Annotated in this window: 16 protein-coding genes and 1 pseudogene; 6 read left to right on the top strand and 11 right to left on the bottom strand. The window is 44.4% G+C overall.

Translation table 11 applies throughout. The features are described from left to right. Positions 1-171: 171 nt before the first annotated feature. Together E5329_RS22905 and E5329_RS22900 are read right to left on the bottom strand one after the other, a co-directional pair. Positions 172-792 (bottom strand): NUDIX hydrolase, encoded by a 621-nt coding sequence (locus E5329_RS22905; protein ID WP_275443637.1) that lies wholly within the window; start codon positions 790-792, stop codon positions 172-174. 98 nt (positions 793-890) lie between these two features. After that, positions 891-2,612: a phospho-sugar mutase gene (locus tag E5329_RS22900; RefSeq protein WP_135991628.1), complete on the bottom strand. Its 1,722-nt coding sequence runs from the start codon at positions 2,610-2,612 to the stop codon at positions 891-893. A gap of 288 nt (positions 2,613-2,900) precedes the next feature. On the opposite strand from E5329_RS22900, the pseudogene E5329_RS22895 reads away from it, so the two are divergent. After that, positions 2,901-3,333: pseudogene (locus tag E5329_RS22895) on the top strand (AAA family ATPase); the annotation flags it as partial. A gap of 165 nt (positions 3,334-3,498) precedes the next feature. Here the strand turns inward: E5329_RS22895 and E5329_RS22890 are convergent. The 4 genes from E5329_RS22890 to E5329_RS22875 all read right to left on the bottom strand — a co-directional run bounded on the left by E5329_RS22890 (position 3,499) and on the right by E5329_RS22875 (position 11,369). After that, positions 3,499-8,226: a carbohydrate binding domain-containing protein gene (locus tag E5329_RS22890; RefSeq protein WP_275443636.1), complete on the bottom strand. Its 4,728-nt coding sequence runs from the start codon at positions 8,224-8,226 to the stop codon at positions 3,499-3,501. Positions 8,227-8,674: 448 nt separating this feature from the next. Then, positions 8,675-8,944, bottom strand: coding sequence for a septation regulator SpoVG (gene spoVG / locus E5329_RS22885; protein ID WP_135991626.1), 270 nt, complete (start codon positions 8,942-8,944; stop codon positions 8,675-8,677). A 38-nt stretch (positions 8,945-8,982) separates the two neighbouring features. Continuing rightward, positions 8,983-10,098, bottom strand: a complete 1,116-nt coding sequence (gene glgD / locus E5329_RS22880; RefSeq protein WP_135991625.1) for a glucose-1-phosphate adenylyltransferase subunit GlgD — start codon at positions 10,096-10,098, stop codon at positions 8,983-8,985. Further along, complete coding sequence (locus E5329_RS22875; protein WP_275443635.1) at positions 10,095-11,369, bottom strand: glucose-1-phosphate adenylyltransferase; 1,275 nt, start codon at positions 11,367-11,369, stop codon at positions 10,095-10,097. Before E5329_RS22875 ends, glgD begins: the two co-directional genes overlap by 4 nt. Positions 11,370-11,624: 255 nt before the next feature. Here E5329_RS22875 and murC point away from each other — a divergent pair, with 255 nt between their 5' ends. From murC to E5329_RS22855, 4 genes are all read left to right on the top strand, one after another. Further along, positions 11,625-13,004: a UDP-N-acetylmuramate--L-alanine ligase gene (murC, locus tag E5329_RS22870; RefSeq protein WP_135991623.1), complete on the top strand. Its 1,380-nt coding sequence runs from the start codon at positions 11,625-11,627 to the stop codon at positions 13,002-13,004. Positions 13,005-13,318: 314 nt separating this feature from the next. Continuing rightward, entirely contained in the window at positions 13,319-14,392 is a 1,074-nt protein-coding gene (locus tag E5329_RS22865) for a DnaD domain protein (RefSeq protein WP_135991622.1), read from the top strand. 76 nt (positions 14,393-14,468) lie between these two features. Next, the gene (locus tag E5329_RS22860; RefSeq protein WP_135991621.1) at positions 14,469-15,479 is read left to right on the top strand and encodes an ATP-binding protein; all 1,011 of its coding nucleotides are present in this window, start codon (positions 14,469-14,471) and stop codon (positions 15,477-15,479) included. Between the two features lie 52 nt (positions 15,480-15,531). Beyond that, positions 15,532-16,716, top strand: coding sequence for a ribose-phosphate pyrophosphokinase (locus E5329_RS22855; protein ID WP_135991620.1), 1,185 nt, complete (start codon positions 15,532-15,534; stop codon positions 16,714-16,716). 131 nt (positions 16,717-16,847) lie between these two features. Here the strand turns inward: E5329_RS22855 and E5329_RS22850 are convergent, their stop codons facing one another. Both E5329_RS22850 and E5329_RS22845 read right to left on the bottom strand, forming a co-directional pair. Next, entirely contained in the window at positions 16,848-18,866 is a 2,019-nt protein-coding gene (locus E5329_RS22850) for an ABC transporter permease (RefSeq protein WP_168356736.1), read from the bottom strand. Continuing rightward, complete coding sequence (locus E5329_RS22845) at positions 18,859-19,626, bottom strand: ABC transporter ATP-binding protein (RefSeq protein WP_135991618.1); 768 nt, start codon at positions 19,624-19,626, stop codon at positions 18,859-18,861. The genes E5329_RS22850 and E5329_RS22845 overlap by 8 nt, the downstream gene beginning before the upstream one ends. 310 nt (positions 19,627-19,936) lie before the next feature. On the opposite strand from E5329_RS22845, the gene E5329_RS22840 reads away from it, so the two are divergent. After that, a complete protein-coding gene (locus tag E5329_RS22840; RefSeq protein WP_168356735.1) occupies positions 19,937-20,473 on the top strand; it encodes a GNAT family N-acetyltransferase in 537 nt (178 codons plus the stop codon). Positions 20,474-20,513: 40 nt separating this feature from the next. On the opposite strand, the gene E5329_RS22835 is transcribed toward E5329_RS22840, so the two are convergent. The 3 genes from E5329_RS22835 to E5329_RS22825 form a co-directional block, all read right to left on the bottom strand. Then, entirely contained in the window at positions 20,514-21,533 is a 1,020-nt protein-coding gene (locus E5329_RS22835) for a sensor histidine kinase (RefSeq protein WP_135991616.1), read from the bottom strand. Beyond that, positions 21,520-22,191: a response regulator transcription factor gene (locus tag E5329_RS22830; RefSeq protein WP_135991615.1), complete on the bottom strand. Its 672-nt coding sequence runs from the start codon at positions 22,189-22,191 to the stop codon at positions 21,520-21,522. Before E5329_RS22830 ends, E5329_RS22835 begins: the two co-directional genes overlap by 14 nt. 111 nt (positions 22,192-22,302) lie before the next feature. Further along, positions 22,303-23,373: a response regulator gene (locus tag E5329_RS22825; RefSeq protein ID WP_135991614.1), complete on the bottom strand. Its 1,071-nt coding sequence runs from the start codon at positions 23,371-23,373 to the stop codon at positions 22,303-22,305. Positions 23,374-23,563: the final 190 nt, after the last annotated feature.

Below are 23,563 nucleotides of genomic sequence, written 5' to 3'. Positions count from 1 at the left end.
TTCACTATGGGTAAATTTTGCCATTTTGCGTAGAAAAACGTTGGTAAGTTCCTAATAAATGTTCCCCGCAAATCCCTCTTCGTCCGCAAGCCCCAGAATGTAGCTGGAGCCTGGCGTGTCCAATTGAAAAATACGTTCTTTTTCCTGATAACTAATACTCATTTTCCTTTTTCATTCCAGAAACGCAAAGGGCGCTTTCTTTTCCATATGAAGAAACTGTATCAGCAGATAGGCGCAGCGCAAAGATGTTTTCTCACGTTCCAGAATCCGTTCCGCTTCCTGCTTATCTGCCAGAATCACTTCAATATCCTCACTGTCCTCCCGGAAGCTGCCGTCTATCTTTCCAGAAGCATACCCAAATACGGCTCCTCCGGTCTCATCAGTAAATCCTGGCCCCAAGAAGAACGGCCGCCGATACATCTCTTTTCCGCCACGGTACGCCTCAAAATCCAGCCCGGTTTCCTCCTTCATCTCCCGAACCGCCGCTTCCTCCGGCGTCTCGCCGGCGTCCACCAGCCCTGCCGGCAGCTCGTAAAGGTAATCTCCTGCCGGATAGCGGTATTGGCGGATCAATACAATTTTCTCCGGGTCTTCCCCCCAAAGAGGATAAATGACAATTCCTTCCGGGTTCAGCCCACCGGTTCTGATTTTCAGCTTTTCCTCCGGATTGCGGCTGACAAAATAGTAAGAAAAGGGCCGGCCGCTGTGAGTCAGGGCGTCCATATGGTATAAATTTAAAAATGGGTTGTGGGTTAGCTTCTGTATTCCGGTAAATTTCTTATTTTCTTTCAATAATATGCTCACCTGCTTTCTGGCGCTGTGCCAAATTTTACTTTTGTTTCATCTTATACCTGGATTCGCCAACAGATTCTTATTCTTAAAATCAAGAGTCAGGATTCCTGATTTAATAAATCCGCTTTTAAACGTTCCAGCTTTTGTTCTGCATCTGCAAGGGAAGTTCCCTTTACGCCAAAATAAAACTTAATCTTCGGCTCTGTGCCGGAAGGCCGCACGCAGCACCATGCGTTTTCACTTAATTCATAATAAAGCACATTGGACTTTGGAAGGCCGGCGGCTGTCACTTCTCCCGTTTTCAGATCTTTTCTGGAGTCAGCCAGATAATCCCGGACTGCAAGCGCCTCAAAACCGCCCAGCGTTAATTTCGGAGCATTTCGCATGCTATCCATCATTTCCTGAATTTTCGCCGCGCCGTCAATGCCTTTTAAGGTCATAGTGGCAAGCCCCTCTTTATAATAACCGTATGTTTCATACATGTCCACCATAGCGTCCCACAAAGTTTTTCCCTGAGTCTTGTAATATGCTGCCGCTTCACAGAGCATCATGACTGCCACGCAGGCGTCTTTGTCCCGGGCATAGGTGCCTGCCAAACACCCGTAGCTTTCCTCCAAACCAAATACATAGTGATAGCTGTTCTGCTCTTCAAACTGCTTAATCTGCTCTCCGATATACTTAAATCCTGTCAGCACTTCAATCAGCGCCACTCCGTAATCTCTGGCAATGGCCTTTGCCATATCAGTGGTAACGATGGTCTCCACCAGAGCCGGACGCTCCGGCATGGTTCCCCCGGCAGTCCGCTCCCGCAGAATATATTCCGCAATCAGCATCCCGGACATATTTCCGGTAAAACTTACATATTCCCCGCTTTTTGTATCCCTGCAGTATACCCCCAGACGGTCTGCATCCGGATCAGTGGCCAGCACAATATCCGCTTCCACCTCCTTTGCCAGCTTTAACGCCAGCTCCCAGGCTTCTTCCGCTTCCGGGTTGGGATAGCTGACAGTTGGGAAATTGCCGTCCGGCAATTCCTGCTCTTTTACCACATACACCTGGGTAAAGCCCAGTTCCTTCAGCACCCGGCGCACCGGAAGATTGCCTGTGCCATGGAGAGGCGTGTAGACAATCTTCAATTCCTTTGCGGCCTCCGGAATAATTTCTGGATGAATGCTCTGTTTTTTCAGTTCTTCCATGTAAGCGTCATCCATTTCCGGGCCAATCACCTGATAAAGCCCCTGAGCCGCAGCTTCCTGTTTATCCATGGTTTTCACACGGGACAGATCGGTTACCTTGGCCACCTCTGCCAGAATATTTTTGTCATGAGGCGGCGTGATCTGGGCGCCGTCTTCCCAGTATACTTTATACCCGTTGTATTCCCGGGGATTATGACTGGCGGTAACTACAATGCCAGCTATACAGCCTAATTTCCGGACCGCATAGGACAACTCTGGCGTAGGGCGAAGACCGGGAAATATCCAGGTTTTAATCCCATTGGCGTTTAAGCACAGCGCCGCCTCCTCTGCAAATTCCGGCGACATCCTTCTGGAATCATAGGCGATGGCCGCCCCTTTCTCCTGTCCATTCTGGCTGAGGATATAATTGGCAAGACCCTGAGTGGCCTGGCGCACTGTATAAATATTCATGCGGTTGGTTCCTGCCCCAATTACGCCCCGGAGCCCTCCGGTTCCAAATTCAAGCTGGCGGTAAAAACGATCTTCAATTTCCTTTTCGTCAGTAAGCGCTGACAGCTCTGCCCTGGTTTCTGCATCAAAATAGGGATCTTCGCACCATTGTCTGTAAACTTCTTTGTAATTCATGGATTACCTCTCTTTCCTGTCTGATTCTGCTGATTGGCAGAAAAATGATTTGTGTTTCTATGATTTTTTGTTTAAAATAAACTTTTTCACTCTTCTTGTTTAATTAAATTAATCTATTTATTAATCAAATTTTAATTTATTATAGATCCTTTTTTAACATGATGCAACTGTTTTATTTTGATATTTTTCTTTTATACAGTCAGCGCTACACAGATTTTTCAGACATTTGTATGAAACGAACCAAAAGCAGCCGGGAAAGATAAAAGAAGGCAGAAAACAACTGGAAGAGTGGAATTCGCGTATATGACAGGAGTGCTGCCTATTGCCAAATATTCCAGCGGTTCTGAACTTAATATGTTTGTGGAATATGATATGGCAACTTCTTTATAATCCACGTTCTGTTGTTTTAGCTTTGACAGACAATCAGCTTCGGAATTATTGGACCAGTTCTGGACCGTATGATGAATTATTCTATTATATCAAACACAATATTGAAGATGTCAGGGACGACTTAATCCTTATGGTTTCCGGGGAGCGGGTTGCAGCAGATATTGGACAATTTGCTGCCGTATCCATGGAAATAAATTCCAAAGAACAGATTTACTCCGCTATGGTAGTTTATGGCCTTCTAACCTATGAGAACGGAGAAATTATGATCCCAAATAAAGAATTGATGGATAAATTCAATGAACTGCTGTTAACAAGAGATTCTATCAGCTACAGCAAGCAGACAAAGGAACACAGCTGTAGAATAGAAATATTAGAATCATAAACTCTTCCTGCGGAACACTTTCACAATACCCGCTTAGATACGGATAGCTCAGACATAACACAAAAGACGGAGCAAACGCCCCGTCTCTTGCAATGCTGTCATTCTATTCTTTTCCTATTCTGTCTTTGTCACTTTCTTCACCGAGAAGTCTGACAACGTAATTTTACCTGTACCGGTAGAATCGCCAATCTTACCCATGCCGATTACAAGTTCCGAATCCGGATCTGTAGCTTGCTCCATGGTGAATTGAACCGTAACGGTCTGTTCCTCATTGGCATTTAATTGAATGTTATCCTTTCCGCCATACAAGACGATATGCTTTTCACTCCTGTATATGCCCATCTTGATTGTACGCGCTGCCGCAGAGGTTACTTTGAAGCTGACCTCATAGCTGCATCCCTGTTCGATGACAAGGTTCGACTGCTTCAGCTGTACATCCCATTCAGAATTTCCAACATTTGTGATATCATACTCTACCTTACCATCTTTAAAAGAAACGGTAGCATCTGCAGGAGCAGTGACTGCCTTCACATCCCATGATTCATTTTCTGCACTCAATTGAGCATTCAGCAGCTCAGCGCCGACTTCCTTTGGCCCAATAACGCTCATGGAAAAGTCTGACAGTGTTATGGTTGAAGCAGGCGTGTTGTCACCAACTTTGCCCATGAATACTGCCATAAGCGCATTGGCGTCCGCCTCTTGTGAAACAGCGGCAATCTTAATTGTCTGTTCTTTCCCTGCCTCTAACGTTATGTTTTCTCCGCCGCCATACCATTGTTTGTTAACATCCTGGTCATCTCTCACGCCCAGTTTGATGTCCCGTGTTTCTGTAGATACAGCTTTGCAGCTGACACAGTAGATGACGCCTTTGGAAAGTTTGAGCCCTGGCCTCTTTAACTGCACATGCCAGTCCTCGGTGCCCGGATTTGTTATGGCATATTGCACTTTGCCCTCCGCAGTAACCTGAACTTTTGCAGCTGCAGGATCAGTCACAGGCTCTTCCCAGTTTCCTTCTAAATTCGACAGTAAATTCCCCTCGCCTTTCTGTATCAGGCTGCCGGCTGTCGATGGGTTTATGGTGGGCTCTGTCGGATCCTCTGGATCTGTTGGTTCTGTCGGAGCCTCTGGATCTGTTGGTCCTGTCGGTCCTCCTGGCGCCTCTTCATTCAAAATCAATGAAAAATCTTTCAGGGTAATCTCCGATGCAGGCGTTTCCTTCTCTTCTATTTTTCCCATGGAAACCACCAATGATGCGTTCAAATCTGTCTCCTTGTCCATGGTAAAGCTAAAAGTTACCGGCATTTCCTGATTTGCCTCCAACGAAACGTCCGCTCCGCCGTACCAGTCAAATTTTTCACTTAATATAGCCACTTTAATGTCCCGGGCTGCTGTAGACGTCGCTTTGAAGCTGACGGTATAGTTTTTCCCTTTTTGCAGTGCAATTCCCGGCCGTTTTAACTGTACATGCCAATCTGCGGTTCCGACATCCGTGATATCAAATTTTGCACTGCCATTTTCAAAAGTGGCGGTAGCTTGTCCCGGAGAAGAGATATTCTCAACCCATGCGCCTTTTCCATCGGTAAAATTTCCGTCTCCCAGCAGGTCTTCTCCTGGCTGCTGCTGAACCGGAGGCGTTTCAGGAGCCTCTATTTTCTCCAGGCTGATATCATCAATGCAAATGCGGTGCTGCGTTGTAATCTGGGCGCCTCCCACTGCACCCATAGAAATGCTTAATACCGCTTCGTTATCGGAAGCTTCCGTCATCTGGAATTCATCCGTATAAATCTGGTACTCTTTGCCCAGATCTACGATCTTCTGATTGGAATAAGGAGTCCAGTCGTCATTATGCTTTGCTCCATCTCTCTGGATAGCAAACATCAGTTTTCTTTCCAGACTTGATTTCGCTTTCAGGGAAAGCCTGTACCACTGACCTTCTTCCAGTCTTACATTATTCTGCTTCAGCTGAATCTTCCAGTCTGCATCGCCGGTATCTTTAATGCTGAAATCTGCTGCATTATCTTCGCTCAGGCTGTCCACGACATAATCAGCAGACGCACTTCCATCTACAAACGCCTCATAACCTGCAAATCCTGCGTTGAAGCTTCCGTTTTTAATCAGGCTGTCTTCCTCAATTCTGACGTCGTCAATGTAAAAGACGCCCGGCTGTTCGATATAGAATGCAATGTTGGTATCTGACGGCTTTGTGTCCAAAACAAGCTTATCCGTATATTCCGCCTCTTCCCCTGTAAGGGTAAAGGTAAAGTCTTTCCCTGCTGCTTTCAGCCGGATACTCTTTCCATTTTCCCCTTCTGCCTTCAAACTCAGCGCATAGGCATTCCCTTCTGTCAGCGCCAGTTCATCCTGAGAAACAACGATAGGATTCTGGGGTGATGTTCCCTCTGGAGCATTAATCATCAGCCGTCTGATATTATCCTCGTTGGTTACTTTTACTTCTGACCCTGGATTCTTCGTTACATTCCAGTAGCCAAGACGTCCTTCGCCTTCCTGGAAGCTGCCGTTATAGACATAATTTCCGTCTGCCAGGACTGTCTTCTTGCCTTCTTCAATCACAATTTCATCCGTCTTCTTTAAAGAAACATTGCTGATATGTACGCTTGCGGTTGATTCAGTTGCACCCAGATTAAATTCCAGGCGTGCGTTGGCGTCATCATTGTCAGTCATGGTAAAGTTATACGTATATGTTTGCTTTCCTGTTGTCAACTCAACTTCCGTATCATTGAGATACCGGCGATAAGATCTGTCTGGAGCCGATACATCCACTTTCATTGTTCTGGAGCTGTCAGCATATGCATCGAAGGTAAGCTGGTATACCCCGCCCTTTTTCATGGGAAGGTTAGGCTGCACAAGCTGGATGCTGTAATCTGCAGTTCCGGCAGCTGTTGTGTTCATGACTATCTCATTATTTTGGATGGACGCCGATCCCTCTCCGCCAAGTGTTGTGAGGAAACTCCAGTCTTTGTCATCTGTAAGATCTTCCTGTACTGCAAAGTCTCCGTTTACCACATAATTTCCATTTGCATCTGGGTCTCTTAATACAACGTCTTTGATGGGCTTTTGAACATTCTCGTCATAACTGTCTTTCTGGTACGCCCTTACATAATCCACATAAAATGCTGAATTTGCAATATCCGTTGTCTCATCTGGATTGCCCGGCCAGCTTCCGCCTACAGCCAGATTCAGAATGATATAAAACGGCTGGTCAAAGGGCGCCGGGTAACTGATTTCGCCCTGGCCTTCTGTCGCAGAATACCAGTCATCTTCTGTATGGATAAGCGTTCCGTCCACATACCAGTTGATTTTTCCCGGTACCCATTCCACATTAAATATGTGATACTCCTCTGAAAAATCTCCGCTGGCCAAAGTGTAATTTCCCTGGCTCTCACTGTGGGGGTTTCCATAATGGATGGTTCCATAAGACTTATTGGTCTCATGCCCAAGCACTTCCATAATGTCTATTTCCCCACATCTGGGCCACTGTCCGTAGAGATTTTCGTTGGCCGGCATCATCCAGAACGCCGGAAGGAAGCCCTGGCCCTTTGGAACCTTCACTCTTGCTTCAAACAATCCATATTTAAAGTTATGCTTATTCTGTGTATTGATACGTCCGGAAGTATAGGATACCGTTCCGTCCTCGCCCGTCTTTTCCACAGGCTTAAGCACCAGGCTGCCGTCTTTAAGGAAAATATTTTCCTCTGAATCAACATACGCCTGAAGTTCATTGTTTACCCATCCGGGATCGTGTGTTTCTACATTCCAGTCTTCTCTGCTGAGGCTGGTTCCATCAAAATTATCTTCCCATTTCAGCTTATATCCGTCATAGGACAAATCCGTATTTCCTGTGACAGGCGTTTCCACAACTGTCACTGACACTGACGCAGTTTTTCCATTTGCAGATTTCACAGTAATATCCGCTTTTCCTGCGCTGACGCCCACAACTTTTCCTGTATTGTCTACAGATGCTACAGCTTTGTTGCCTGATGAATAGGTAAGCGTTTTGTTGGTTGCATTTTCCGGATTTACAGAGGCGCGTACCTGCGCTGTCTCTCCTACTTTAATGGAAGCTGGAGAAATCGTTGCCGTTACGCCAGATACCGGAATTTCCTTCGGGGTATCATTGTTATCGTTGTTGTCATTATTATTGTTATTGCCGCTGTCCTTCACTGACAGGTTGATATATTTTGTCTTTTTCTTTTTATTTTTTCCTGTAACAGTTACTGTAATCTTCGCTGTTCCGGCAGATTTGGCAGTAATCGTTCCGCTTTTATTCACTGCTGCAACCTTTGTTTTGTTCGATTTAAATGCAATGCTCTTCTTTGCCGCCTTTGGCGTAACCGTTACGTTTACCTTCGCCTTCTGTCCGGCTGTCATTGTATATCCTTTATTGGTTACAGTTGCCGATCCTATTTTCAGCTTAACGCTTTTTACGGCTGTCGCCTTCTTTACCACCAGTCTGATATACTTTTTCGTCTTCTTTTTGTCCTTGCCGGTAACAGTCACCGTAATCTTTGCTTTTCCGGCAGACTTGGCAGTAATGACTCCTTTTTTACTTACTTTTGCCACTTTCTTCTTACTTGATTTGAATGTGACGCTTTTTTTGGACGTTTTAGGCCCGACTATCACTTTGATTTTCTTTTTCTGTCCGACTGTCATTGTGTATTTTTTATTTGTCACATTCTTTTTTCCAATTTTTAATTTCACACTCTTAACCGTCTTTCCCCCCGATGCGGCTTCTGCCTGAACAGACGGTATTGTTACAGAAGTAGCTGCCATGACAATCGCCACAGCAAATGTCAGGAGCCTGTTCATACTTGTCTTTTTCATTCTGCTTTTCCCTCCTCCTAATTCATTAGGGCAGCAATGATTCATCTCTCGCAAATCCATGAGCTGAATCACGTTTCCGGTTTACCAGTAATCCATATTTTTTCCATAATCCCCCTTTCCCATAAGCATATACCCGTGAGCCAAATGATTTACCAATATATTTCCTCTCTTTCAAAAGGAATAACAAGCCATTTGGCAAATAAATAGGCTCTTGAGTATAAACCCAACATTATATCAATTACGATAAAAATGATTATAGGGGAATTCAATTTTGCCGTATACTACAAATCAAGAAAAAATATCAGATTCATGACTGCATTTTGTCATGCCGGATCAACAGAATGAAAAAAGGCAATGAAAAAGCCAGCGCAAAGGTTCTTTTTCCTCTGCACCGGCTTTGCCGCTTCTATTTCTTTCTCCTAACACATCTTATGCACCAGCTCTCTCATCATTCTGCTGTAGGCTCGGTTTCCATTCGATATTTATCCAGAATAATCTGCTGAATCGTCTCTCGGGTCTGCGAATTGATTGGATGTGCAATGTCCCTGTATTCACCGTCTGCCGCTTTCCTGCTTGGCATTGCAATGAACAGGCCCTTTTCACCTTCAATCACTTTAATGTCATGAACAACAAATTCTTCGTCAATGGTAATGGATACCACCGCCCTCATTTTACCTTCTTTCTCTACTTTTCTGATTCTCACATCTGTTATCTGCATAAATTCCCTGCCCCTTTCATAGCCACCTAGCCCAAAGGCTAAATTACATATCTTTCGTTATGTTCGTATACTACTTTAATTCCATCGCCGCCGCTGAAGTAAGTATTGGCACGTAAGGTATCACGGCTTTCTACAATACAGTTTTCAATATGTGTGTTATCTCCAATGTATACGTCATTTAAAATAATGGAGTTCTTAATGACACAATTCTTGCCTACAAATGCTTTTTTGAATAAAATGGAATTCTCCACTTTGCTGTTGATGATGCATCCGCTGGAGATCAGGCTGTTGTGCACTTCTGAACCTACATTGTACTTGGCCGGCGGAAGATCATCCACCTTGGAGTAAATTTTCGGCTCATTGCTGAAATACTTCCGGACTTCAGGCCTGAGAAAATCCATGTTGGTCCGGTAATAGGATTCTACCGTAGCAATATTGCTCCAGTACTCCTCCATCTTATAGCCATAAATACGCTTCATGTTCTTATAGCGGATTAGAATATCCGTTACAAAATCATGTCTGTTCTCTTCTGCACAGCGTTCTAACATCTCAATTAACTGTCTTCTGCGGATAATATAAATTCCTGCAGAAATTGTATTGGACTGGGCTACCATCGGCTTCTCCTCAAATTCCACAATTCTGGAATCCTCGTTCATCCGAACCACTCCAAACCGGCTTACATCCTCGCCAACCGGCATGTCCTTACATACAATGGTGATATCTGCTTTTTTCTCAATATGATATTCCAGAATCCGGTTGTAGTCCATCTTGTAAACACAGTCGCCTGCTGCAATAATTACATATGGTTCATGGCTTCTTTTCAGAAAATCAATATTCCGGTACATAGCGTCTGCCGTTCCCCGATACCACCATGCATTGTCAGAAGTAACCGTTGGGTTGAATACATACAAGCCCCCCTGTTTTCTTCCGAAATCCCACCATTTCGATGAGCTTAAGTGCTCATTCAGGCTTCTTGCATTGTACTGGGTAAGCACCGCCACCTTCTGAATATGGGAATTGCTCATGTTGCTGAGAGCGAAATCAATACACCGGTAGCTTCCGCCTATGGGCATGGCTGCAATCGCCCTCTTATTGGAAAGCTCCTGCATCTTACTGTTATTACCGCCTGCTAATATAATACCTAACGCCTTCATAATACGTCACCTGCCTTAATAATTGATTCCCCGCTTGCCAGGACGCCGTTGGGATAATCCCCTGCTTCTGTTCCCCCGGATATGGCTGTATTCTTGCCGATTTTTACCCCGGGCGGAATCACCGAATTCTCACCGATTGTCACTAATCCAAAAGAATACACGCTTCCATTCAGTTTATTGGGCGCTTCATCACCGATTCCCAGTTCTACCCGGTCTCCAATCTTCACATTCTCAGCTATGATTGATTTATTAATGGTAACGTTATCTCCAACTTTGGTATTCTGCATAATGATCGAATCCCGTACCACAGTATCCTTACCAATAATCACTCCAGGTCCGATTACGGAACCATAGACCTTGCCGTAAATCCCTGCCCCTTCACCGATAATGCACCGCTCTGTCACCGCATCCGCTGAAATATACTGAGGCTCTATCGCCTCACTCTTCGTATAAATCTTCCAGTACTCTTCATACAAGTTAAATTCCGGAATCAAATCAATCAATTCCATATTTGCTTCCCAGTAGGAACCAAGAGTTCCCACATCCTTCCAATAGCCATTATACTCATAAGCAAACAGCCGCCTGCCGTTTTCCTGGCAGTAAGGAATGATATGCTTTCCAAAATCACAATTACTCTGCTCTGACATCGTTACCAGGGCTTCCCGCAATACGCTCCAGTTAAAAATATAAATTCCCATGGATGCAAGATTGCTTCTGGGATTCTCCGGCTTCTCTTCAAATTCCTGGATCTGCTTATTCTCGTCGGCAATCACAAGGCCAAAGCGACTTGCCTCTTCCCAGGGCACCGGCATGGCTGCGATAGTGACATCCGCATGATTCTCTTTGTGGAAATCAAGCATTACTTCATAATTCATCTTATAAATGTGATCCCCTGAAAGAATCAGAACATATTCCGGATGGTAACTTTCAATATAATTCAAGTTCTGATAAATCGCATTTGCTGTCCCTGTATACCATTCGCTGTTGTCACTCTTTTCATAAGGCGGCAGCACTGTCACTCCACCATGATTGCGGTCTAAATCCCACGGAATTCCAATCCCGATGTGAGTATTTAACTGCAAAGGCTGATATTGCGTCAATACGCCTACCGTATCTATCCCAGAATTCACGCAATTGCTTAATGGAAAATCAATAATTCGATACTTGCCGCCGAATGCAACCGCAGGCTTTGCCACTTTGGAAGTCAATACCCCCAGGCGGCTTCCCTGCCCTCCTGCCAGAAGCATGGCAATCATTTCTTTACGAATCATGTCTCTCACCTCTCGTCAATTAATTTCTTGTTCCTTGTAGACCAATTATATCATAAAAGAATCTTTTAGTACACATATTTCACAATTTTTTTCGCATATTTTAGCGTTATTTGTCATTTCATACAATATTTTTTTATTCTGACTTCTCATTCCATATTATTTTTCCTGTTCTCCTTCATTTTCAATTTGCAAAATACGGTATCTTGTTATAAAATGAAAGTAATTAATCAATATAGAGTGGGCAGGTAATCGAACATGTACAAAATTAATTTTAAAAAACCAATTCATCTTCACTTCATCGGCATTGGCGGCATCAGCATGAGCGGCCTTGCTGAGATTCTGCTGAAAGAAAATTTCCGTATTTCCGGCTCTGACGCCAGAGTCTCTGAACTGACAGATAAATTAACCGAACTGGGCGCTTCCATTGTTTTCGGACAGCGGGCTTCCAATATTACAGATGACATCGACGCTGTGGTATACACGGCTGCCATTCATCCCGACAATCCGGAATTAAAAGCTGCCGCAGACAGACAGATTCCTACTCTGACAAGGGCAGAGCTGTTAGGGCAGATTATGGAGAACTACAAGGAATCTATCGCTGTTTCCGGCACCCACGGGAAAACCACCACAACCTCTATGATCACCCATATTTTGCTGCAAGCATGTACCGATCCCACGGTTTCTGTAGGCGGAATCTTAAAATCCATCGGCGGAAATATCCGTGTGGGCAGTTCAGACTTCTTTTTGACGGAAGCTTGTGAATACACCAACAGCTTCCTTAACTTTTACCCGAAGTACGCCCTTATATTAAATATAGAAGAAGATCATCTGGATTTTTTCAAAGACCTTGAGGACATCCGTCATTCTTTTCATAAATTTGCCAACAACGTCTCTTCCGGCGGCACGCTGATTATCAACGGCGAAATTGAGCGCATAGAGGAAATCACAGACGGTCTTTCATGCAAGATCTTAACCTACGGCATGTCAGGCTCTAATTCATATTATGCAGACAACATTACTTTTAACACACAAGGCTGCGCAAACTTTACATTAATGCACGAAGGCTCTCCCATTGGCAGCATCAGCCTGAACGTTCCGGGCCTCCATAATGTAAGCAATGCTCTGGCCTCCTGCGCCCTTGCGCTGGAAATGAACCTGCCCTTTTCACACATTCAGCAGGCACTGACAGAATTTAAAGGACCTAACCGGCGCTTTGAACATAAAGGCGATTTAAGGGGAATCGCCATCATTGACGACTATGCCCATCATCCGGCAGAAATTACAGCAACTTTAACCGCAGCCGCAAATTGCGGAAAACATCGGATTGTCTGTGTGTTCCAGCCTCATACTTATACACGCACCAAGGCCTTTCTGGATGAATTTGCCAAAGCCCTCTCTTTGGCGGATATTGTTGTGCTGGCAGACATTTATGCAGCCCGGGAAACGGATACCCTGGGGATCAGCTCCAAAGATCTGCAGAAAAAGTTACAAAATTCCGGATGTGAATGCTATTATTTTCCATCTTTTGACGAAATTGAAAATTTTTTATTAAATAAATGTATGAACGGTGATTTGTTGATAACTATGGGCGCCGGAGATATTGTGCAAGTAGGAGAACGGCTTCTTGGAAAGTAGTTATCCACATTATCCACATTCAAATGGGGAAAACTTTCCATTTTGGATGTGGATTTTTACGTTTACATAACATACTTTCTCCTGCTGAAAGAATTCCTGGGTTTTTTCCGATTTTATCGGATGCCAGGATATTACCATAAGATTTCCGGTACCTTTTATCCACATTATCCACCCTTTCCACATTCCCCTGAGCCCTTGATTTTACTGGATTTTCAGGAAAAATTTTGCTTCTCAATTTGATTTTTATGTGCTATACTTTAATCCACGTTAAGAGTTTATTGGATTATTGGAAAGACATTTCACTGGAGGACATTATGGCAGACATTACACTACACAAAGACAACGGAAATTCTACAACAGAAATTCCCAACCGCTTTATTGATGAATACATGACGAATGCCAACGGAGAATTTGTTAAAATATATTTATATCTTCTCCGCTGTATGAATTCCCCGGACTGCAGTTTTTCTATTTCCCGGACTGCGGACAGGTTTGAGCATACAGAAAAAGACATCCAGCGGGCTTTAAAATATTGGGAAAAAATGAACTTGCTGCGCCTGGAATATAATGAGGACAAGTCCATCTCCGGCATCTATTTCCTGGAATCTGACGCCGCTTCCCCAAAGGACGATACCGTTCCTCTGAAAAAAGCAGAATTTGCAGCTTCTTCGGCGCCTTCCAAAACCGCCTTCTCTGAGAAACCTGTCTACACTGCAGGCGACATGGCGGCGTTTAAGGAGAAGGAAGAAGTTCGGGAACTGCTGTTTGTGGCGGAAAGCTATCTGGGCAGACCTTTAACTTCCACAGATGTTCAAACCTTACTCTACTGGTATGACGGCTTAAGCCTTTGCGCCGATCTGATTGTCTACCTTATGGAGTACTGTATTGCAGGAGGACATTCCAGCCTGCACTATATGGAGAAGGTTGCTTTAAGCTGGAAAGAGACCGGCATTGAAACAGTGGAACAGGCCAAGCGCAGCGTGAATACCCGCAGCAAACTTCATTATGCCGTGATGAAGGCTCTGGGAATTCATGGACGCAGCCTGATTCCGGCAGAGTCCGCTTACATAGAAAAATGGAGTAAAGAATTGGGATTTGGGCAGGATATGATTACCGAGGCATGCAGCCGTACCATCCTTACCATCCATCAGCCCAATTTTGAGTATGCAGATCGAATCCTTTTAAACTGGAAGAAACAGAACATACGGACAGCCGCCGACATACGGAAAGCGGATGAATCCTTCCAGGCTGCAAAGACGGCTGAAAAAGCATTGAAGCCTGCCATTCGCACTGCCGCATCCAACCGCTTTAACAGCTTTCCCCAGCGTACCTATAATCTGGATCAACTGAATCAGCTGGAAGCGGAATTATTAAACAGCGCACACTGACATTCCTGTATTTGCCTGGCATGTTACAGGCAGCGATGCATGAAGCATTGGGTTATAACTATGGAAGGAGGCATCCATGGCTTTAAGCAACACGCAGTACAATACCTTAATTCGAAGCTATGAAGCAAGACAGCTTGAGAACCGCCATATTGTAATGGAACGGAAGAATGACCTTTATCAGAGGTTTCCCCGGCTTACGGAGATCGATCACACGATTTCCTCTGTTTCTGTGGCACAGGCCAAAAGGCTGGTGGAAGGGGATAACGACGCCCTCCGGCGGCTGAAAGAAATCCTTTCCTGTCTGACCGCTGAGAAAAAGCAGATATTAACCAGCCATGGATATCCGGCAGATTATTTCGAGCCTCCTTACCGCTGCCAGGACTGTAAGGACACCGGATATATCGGCAGAGATAAATGCCATTGCTTCAAACAGGCGGCCATAGATTTGGTTTATACCCAATCTAATCTGCGGCAGACATTAGAACAGGAGAACTTTCAGAATTTCTCCTTTGATTACTATTCCGACTCCCTGACAAACCCTTCCACCGGATTAACCAGCCTTGCAACTGCAAAACAGGCGGTTACTCTTTGTATGGAATTTGTGGCTGAATTTGACACGGAATTTAAAAATCTGTTTTTCTATGGAGACACAGGCATCGGTAAAACCTATCTGTCCAACTGTGTAGCAAAAGAGCTTCTGGATTCCGGACACTCGGTCATCTATTTTACCGCCTCTTCTCTTTTCCGCATTTTCGAGAAAAATATTTTCGGAAAAGAGACGGATTTCAGCGAAGACTACCAGAATATTTTTGACTGCGACTTATTGATTATAGATGATCTGGGAACGGAGCTTTCCAATTCCTTTACAACCTCCCAGCTCTTCTTATGTCTCAACGAACGTATCCTGCGGCGGAAATCTACCATCATTTCCACCAATCTGAGTCTTGGCCAGTTAGTGGATACATATTCTGAACGTACGTTTTCCAGAATATCCAGCAATTATACTATGATGAAACTGTTTGGAAACGACATCCGGATTCAAAAAAAGCTTGGAAAGAACAAAGCGGACAAGTCCGCATCAACTTAATACAACAGGTACATGCAAACATTTTTAACTTAATTTTATGGAGGACATTTTCATGCAGCGTAACGAAAGAAATTATGAAACTATCCCTGCCGGCTCTTTGGGCGTCATTGCACTGGAAAGCTGTCAGGCACTGGGTAAAATGGTGGACAAATACCTTGTAAGCTTCCGTTCGGAACGAGAACATGAACACGAAAATGATATTGCTTTCCGGGGCTATCAGCGGGACACTTATCTGATGGAGTGTCTTGCTCCGCGTTTTGGAACAGGAGAAGCTAAAGGCATTATCAAGCACTCTGTCCGGGGCTATGATCTTTACTTTATGGTGGACATCACTAATTACAGCCTGACTTATTCTGTATGCGGACACGAAAACCATATGTCACCGGATGACCATTACCAGGATTTAAAGCGTGTCATCGCTGCGGCAGGCGGCAAGGCAAGGAGAATCACTGTCATTATGCCTTTCCTCTATGAAAGCCGCCAACACAAACGCACCTCCAGAGAATCCCTGGACTGTGCCCTTGCACTGCAGGAATTAATCAATATGGGAGTAGATAATATTATCACTTTCGACGCCCATGATCCCCGGGTACAGAATGCAATTCCTCTCCATGGATTCGAAACGGTACAGCCCGCTTACCAGTTTATCAAGAGCATTCTGCGGGAAATTGACGATTTGCAGATTGACAGCGACCACATGATGATCATCAGCCCGGATGAGGGCGGAACCAACCGTGCGGTTTACCTTGCCAATGTTCTTGGACTTGATATGGGTATGTTCTACAAACGCAGAGACTACAGCAAAATCGTAGACGGCAGAAACCCCATTGTGGCCCATGAATTCCTGGGCTCCTCTGTAGAGGGCAAGGATGTCCTGATTATTGACGATATGATTTCTTCTGGAGACAGCATGATTGATGTGGCTACAGAACTGAAAAAAAGACATGCAAACCGCATTTTCGTAGTGGCAACCTTCGGTTTGTTTACCAACGGGCTGGAAAAATTCGACAAAGCGGTGGAAGAAGGCATTATTTACCGGGTGGTTACCACCAACCTGACCTATCAGACGCCGGAATTATTAAACAGAGATTATTATATTGACTGCGATATGAGCAAATATATTGCCAATATTATTGATACCCTCAATCACGATACCTCTATCAGCGATCTCCTTGATCCTTATGAAAGAATTGAGGCTTTGGTAAAACGGTATAAGGCAGGGGAGAAGGTGAACTAAGCCCCCTTTCGAAAAAGGAATGGAACTGTCGGAAAATGACTGATTTTCCACAATATATGCTGGGATTCTTTCGATATCCCAGCATATATTATGGATAAATTTCATTTTCCGGCAGTCCATTCCTTTTTCCCTTACCTCTTTTCTCCCACAATCCGGTAATAGGCTCTTGCCGTAATTCCAAACACAATCCCGTAAATCACTGCAAAAATTCCAACCACCGCTACGGTGCAGGCCGCAAACAATTCCGGATTCTTCATATTAAACATCAAAAGCAGCCGGTTCATCATTGGGAACGCCATGGTAACGTGCACCCCTGCCATCACCAGCGGAAGGAAAAATACCTTCAATATCTGGCTGTGTATGGATGCTTTTACTTCCCTGGGGCTCATGCCCACTTTCTGCATAATTTCAAATCGTTCTTTATCCTCATATCCTTCGGAAATTTGCTTATAGTAGATAATCAGCACCGTAGCCATCAGAAATACAAATCCTAAGAATATGCCCAGAAACAGAAAACCTCCGCAGAAAATCATAAACCCTTCTCTCTGCACCTCTTTCACATCAATTCTCACTCTGAGATGCTCTTCTTCTCCCTTGCCCTGGTTATAAGCTTCTATCAGCCCTTCCAGCCGGCCGGCGCATTCCTTCAACTGTTCCTCTGTCCCTGAAATATCCGCATACATACTGTAATTTACACTGCTTGCCCTATTGCCATAGGCTTCCTTCTGCATTTCCTTCAGAGCATCGAAAACCTGTGCATCCCTGACTACCACAAAATATCCATCGTAAACCACATTGCTGTCTAAGCCTTCCAGCTCAAAATCTTCCAGATACTCTTTGATGCGAAAATTCTTTCCATTGATGCAGTAAGCCTGCTCCCCCTCTTCGCCTTGTCTGACGCTGACTAATATTTCATCCTCCTTAAGCTCCTTCTGCTGGTTAGTCAGCTGATTATATTCTTCTAAAGTAATCAGCTCCAAAACGCTTAGTTTTCCTTCCGGCGATACGGTTCCTGATTTTTCAATCAGCATATTTTCCCCGGATTTCCACACGGTAACTGCCAGAGAGCTATATTCCACAGAATCCTCCACGGCCAGGCCGCTTTCTTCCACTGCCTGTTGGAACATCCCTTTTAAGGCCTCTTTTTCCTCTTCAGACATATTGTTATATCCTGTAAGGGCAAAATCTCTGGGATACCTGGTGTTAACGATGTCATCCACCCCTGCGTATAAAGCTACTGTGCCTGACACCATCACCAGCACCATGGTACTCAAAATACAAATGTTGGCAAGACCAACCGCATTCTGCTTCATACGGTAAATCATCCCGGATACGGAAATAAAATGTTTCGTCCGGTAAAAGTATTTTTTATTTTTCCGCATCATTTTCAGCACCGCAATACTGCCGGCGGTAAACAGGAAATATGTTCCAAAAACTACCAGGAGCACCGCTACAAAAAACAACAGCAATGCATCCACCGGGTTCTCAGTTACAATGGCAATCCAGTAGCCAAGCCCCAATGCCAACACACCCAAAATTGCCAGAATCCACCGGGTTCTCGGCTCTTTTTCCCCCTGGCTTGCACTGTGGAGAAGTTCAATGGCGTTGGTCTTCTGCACCTGAAACAGATTGTAAACCAATGTCGCTCCAAACACAACTGCAAAGCAGACTGCCACATTTGCAATTCCTGCACTGGAAATCGAAAAGCCAAAGGGCACCTCCAGTCCGGTTATGCGAAGCAGCACTAAAACCATCAGTTTATAAAGAAGGATTCCTCCCGCCAGGCCGCCTGCAATGCTTAAAACGCCCACCATGCAGGTTTCCCAGAACATCATTTTCCCAATATGCTTCTTCTCCATTCCCAAAATATGAAACAGACCGAACTCTTTTTTTCGCCGCTTCATCAAAAAGCTGTTGGTGTAGAATAAAAAGATCACTGCAAAAATCAGGATTACTACGCACCCAAGTCCCATAATTATCTTCAAGTCGCTGGCGCCGGGCATCTTACTAATTCCCTCATCTCCGGTCAGAGCCACTATAATATAATACATGGCCCCTATGCCCATGGCTGCAAGGATATAAGGCAGATACAGCCTTCCGTTTTTCCTTAAATTCCCAAATGCAAGCTTTCCATAGAAAAATTTATTCATGTTTTCCACCCCCTGTTGTGATAACTGTAAGGGTATCGGAAATTTTCTGATACATTTCCTCATTGGTGCTGCTTCCCTTGTAAATCTGATGGAATACCTGACCGTCCTTGATGAATAATACTCGTTTGGCCCGGCTGGCCGCCTGCGTGGAATGGGTCACCATCAGAATTGTCTGACCTGCCCCGTTAATTTCCTGAAACTGAGACAGAAGGCTCTCTGCAGCCTTAGAATCCAGGGCTCCGGTAGGCTCATCTGCCAGAATCAGCTGAGGATTAGTAATCAACGCCCGCGCCACGGCTGCACGCTGTTTCTGCCCGCCAGACACCTCATAGGGATACTTTCCAAGAATTGTCTTGATGCCAAGATTCTCTGCAATGGGCATCAGGCGCACCCGCATTTCATTGTAATTCTTTCCGGCCAGCACCAGCGGAAGGAAAATATTGTCCTGGATATTAAAGTTATCCAGCAGGTTAAAATCCTGAAATACAAAACCCAGGTTCTCTCTTCGGAAAGCCGACACCTCGGAATCCCGCAGGGTAGAAAGGTTCTTTCCATTTAGCAGCACAAGCCCTGAAGTAGCTTTATCCAAAGCCGCCAGAATATTCAGCAGGGTGGTTTTGCCGGAACCAGATTCTCCCATAATTGCCACATACTCTCCTTTTTCCACAGAAAAGCTTACATCGGTCAATGCCTGTACCTGGTTGCCTCCGAATCTGGTGGTATATATTTTCTTTACATTGTTTACTTCTAAGATTGCCATAATTGTCCTCCTTGTTTTCTGTTGTTCTGACTTACAGTATACAGGAAGCAGAGCTGGGCTGCCTTAATTTTGGCTTACATTTTGCAGGAGATTCCTTACGGTTTTGTAAGGATAAGCAGATGACAGTTTGACACTTAAGAACATACTTATTGATAGGGAAACAGATGCAGCATGTATATATCTTAAGAATCGTTGGGTTATCTGCTTGATTTATTTCCAATCCCATTGTATGATTGACAGATACGGATGCTACAGCATATTCCATTACAGAATTAGAACAGGTAAAATATTCATCTATGGAGGTTATCATATGAAATTAATAAACTGCAGCACTGCAGCACAATTTTCCAATTTAGAACACTTATATATAGAATCATTTCCCAAAGCCGAACGCAAGCCTTTCTCACTTATGGTACAAAAGAGCAGGGAAGGCGTCATGGAGCTTCTGGCAATCGAAGAGGAATCCGGAACTTTCCTGGGCCTTGCCATTACCATTCTGTACAAAGATCTGGTTCTGCTGGATTATTTTGCCATTTCTCCAACTATGCGGGGACAAAATATCGGCACTCACGCCCTCCGGCTCCTGCAGGAACGCTACGTTGGAAAACGGTTTGTACTGGAAATTGAAGATACCGAAGAGGAAGCGCCGAACCGGGAAGAACGTATCCGCAGAAAAGCTTTTTATTTAAGAAACAACATGACTGTGATGCCCTATTATGTGAAATTGTTCGGCGTTAAAATGCAGGTTCTGACCAATGGCCCAGAACTTTCTTTCGAGGAATACCACGCCATTTACCAGAAATCTTTTTCCGAAAAAATCAGTTCTGACATTACATTGTTTGGATAGGCTATCATTCTTGGAGAATCGTTTTCTATCTATAAAAATATTAAAACAGCAGCTTCACCTTCGTCCCTTTCCCAGGCTCTGATTCAATCAGAATCTTATGCCCCAGCTTATTCAATATTTTCTTCACCAGATAAAGTCCGATTCCGGAAGCCTTCTTATCGCTCCTGCCATTATATCCCGTATATCCCTTATCAAAGATTCTGGGAAGGTCTTCCGGCAGGATACCGATTCCGGTATCCTCTATCACAAGGCAGCCGTTTTCCATTCTGATAGAAATATCTCCGGAAGAGGTATATTTAATGGCATTGCTTAAGATCTGTTCCAGGACAAACGTCATCCATTTCTCATCTGTCACTGCTTTTACCTGCAAAGGCTCATAATGAAGTGACAGCTTTCTGCGGATAAACATGGGCGCATATTTGCGCACTGCCTGACGGATAATTCCATCCAATTCATATTCCTGCAATACAAAATCATTGACAGAACTATTCAGACGCAGATACTGGAGAACCATTTCCACATACTGCTCTATTTTAAACAGTTCCGATTCTATTTCCTGCTTCTGCATGTAATACTGTTCCTGCGCCTTATTTTCTTCCTGTACAGTTATCTCTTGAGCCTGCAGGCGAATCTCCTGTTGAAGCAGTAAGTGCATGGCGGCAATGGGCGTTTTGATCTGATGGGTCCACAGGGTAAAATAATCTGTCATTTCTGATTTTTCCTGCAGGATGTTACCCACCTGGCGGGCATGCTCTATCTGGGCGTTCTTCAACAGCATCTGATAAAGCTGTTCAATTTCATCCTCCGGCCCTGGAAGCTTCTCCGTGCCCTCCTTTACAGCCTCAAGCTGCCAGGTGAGGATTTCTACTTTTTTGCGGTAACGAACACTGTCTGTTATCAGCACAATCACAGCAAGGGTAAGGCACAGGCTAACGGCATAAACCATCGGTTCCATAGGCATCCGATACAAAAACAACACTGTCGCAAAAATGACGCAAAACAGTGAATACATACAAATTCCAAGCCTGTGCCGTTTCACATAAACCCTAATCCACCGCATATCCAATTCCCTTTCTGGTCTTAATCATATCCACAATGCCAATCCCCTCTAACTTCTTGCGAAGGCGGGCCACATTAACCGTCAGGGTATTATCGTCAATAAAGCTGTCCGACTCCCACAGCCGCTCCATCAATTTATCCCTGGTTACAATCTTTCCTTTCTGTTCCAGCAGCGCTTTTAAGATGCCCATTTCATTCTTGGTAAGTTCGGTCTGTTTCCCTTCATAGGTCACAAATCCTCTGCTGCTGTCAAAAATCATCCCTTTATGCTCCAGCAGGCTGCTCTCCCCTGCAAAGTCATAAGTTCTCCGAAGCATAGCCTGTATTTTTGCCTGAAGCACATTCAAGTCAAAAGGTTTGGCTATAAAATCATCCCCGCCCATATTGACTGCCATCACAATATTCATATTATCTGAGGCCGAAGAAAGAAAAATAACCGGCACCTTGGAAATTCCCCGTATAGCGTCGCACCAGTGGAATCCGTTATAAAAAGGAAGGGATATGTCCATCAGAACAAGCTGGGGCTTTTCCTCCACAAAGATCTGAAGCACATCTTTAAAATCCTCTGCGCATACCACTTCATAGCCCCAGCTTTCCATGTAGTTTTTTATGGTTCTTGCAATCACTTCATCATCTTCCACTACCAATAATTTATACATAACAGCCTCCTTTCCCTCCCCGCAGCAGGTAAGATGTCTGAACTCCACTCTTGAATCCCTTATTGCTCAGAGCCTCCAGCCATCTTGCGTATCCAGCTCTTATCCCCGGCCTTATTCCCTGGAACGGTCTATCTGATTGCGTATCTCCTGCATCTGATAATCCAGCGCTTCAATGGAATCTGCACAGGCTTTCAGCCGGCCTACAATTTCATCCGTATCATCCACGTCTTTTTTATATTTCAGCTTATGCTCCAGACTTGCCCAAAAATCCATTGCAATAGTGCGGAACTGCAGTTCCACTTTCATATATTCTTTCTTGTCTGACAGAAAAATCGGCACATTCAGAATCAAATGAAGGCTCCGGTATCCGTTGGGCTTGGGCGCTTTGATATAGTCTTTCTCCCGAACCAGGTAAATATCATCCTGGCTTGTAAACAGTTGGGCCAAACGGTAAATATCATCGGGAAAGGAACAAATGACCCGGACTCCCGCCACATCGTTGAGATTTTCCCGGATGCTTTCAACCGTAACCGGAAATCCCTTCCGCGCTAATTTTTCAAAAATACTGGAGGGTGATTTCAGCCTGCTTTTGATTGATTCAAAAGGATTTCTGTTATATTCCTGAGAGAACTCTTCATTTAACACCTTAAGCTTCGTCTCTACCTCCATAATAGCCGCCCGGTATTCCATCATCAGTTTACTGAAAGGCTTTGCCTTACGAAGCTGTTCCTCCTGCATTTGAATAATATGGGACTGACGCTTCAGGGCTTTTTCTTGTTCCTCCACTTTCTGCTCTAATTGCTTTTTATAGGAAAAAAGCTCCACTGCATTCCGAATCCGGTTTCTTACAATGGTGCCCTCAAAGGGCTTATGTATAAAATCAGAAACTCCAAGTTCAAAGCACAGATTTTCCACTTCCACTGCAAATTCACCGCTGATGACAAGCACCGGAATCTGCCGCATCCAGCCGTTCTTTCTCATCTCCGCAATTACGGCATACCCGTCAACCTTCGGCATCTGCAAATCCAGCAGAAGCACTGCTGTTTCTTTCTGGTATTTCTCTATCTTCTGCAGCGCCTGTTGCCCATCCTCCGCCGTCTCTACAATATACTCATCCTTCAGTATATTTTTCAGCAATTCACGATTAATTTCCACATCGTCTACTACAATTATCCTTTGCATAATATCTCCCTCGGTACAGGGGGTATTCCTATCATTGAGCACAGATTACCATAGGTATCTCACAGAATGATTATGGTACAACAAATCCACTTGCCGCACAAACAACAAGTGGATTCCCAATATTACCTTATTCTTCCTAACCCGGATAAACCGGAAAAGCTTATTTTGTATTTTCCCCTTTTGTGTTACT

It is taken from the genome of Petralouisia muris (assembly GCF_004793545.1).
Taxonomy (GTDB): domain Bacteria; phylum Bacillota; class Clostridia; order Lachnospirales; family Lachnospiraceae; genus Petralouisia; species Petralouisia muris.
Note: the sequence above shows the minus strand (reverse complement) of the source record. Positions and strands in the feature narration are given on the sequence as shown.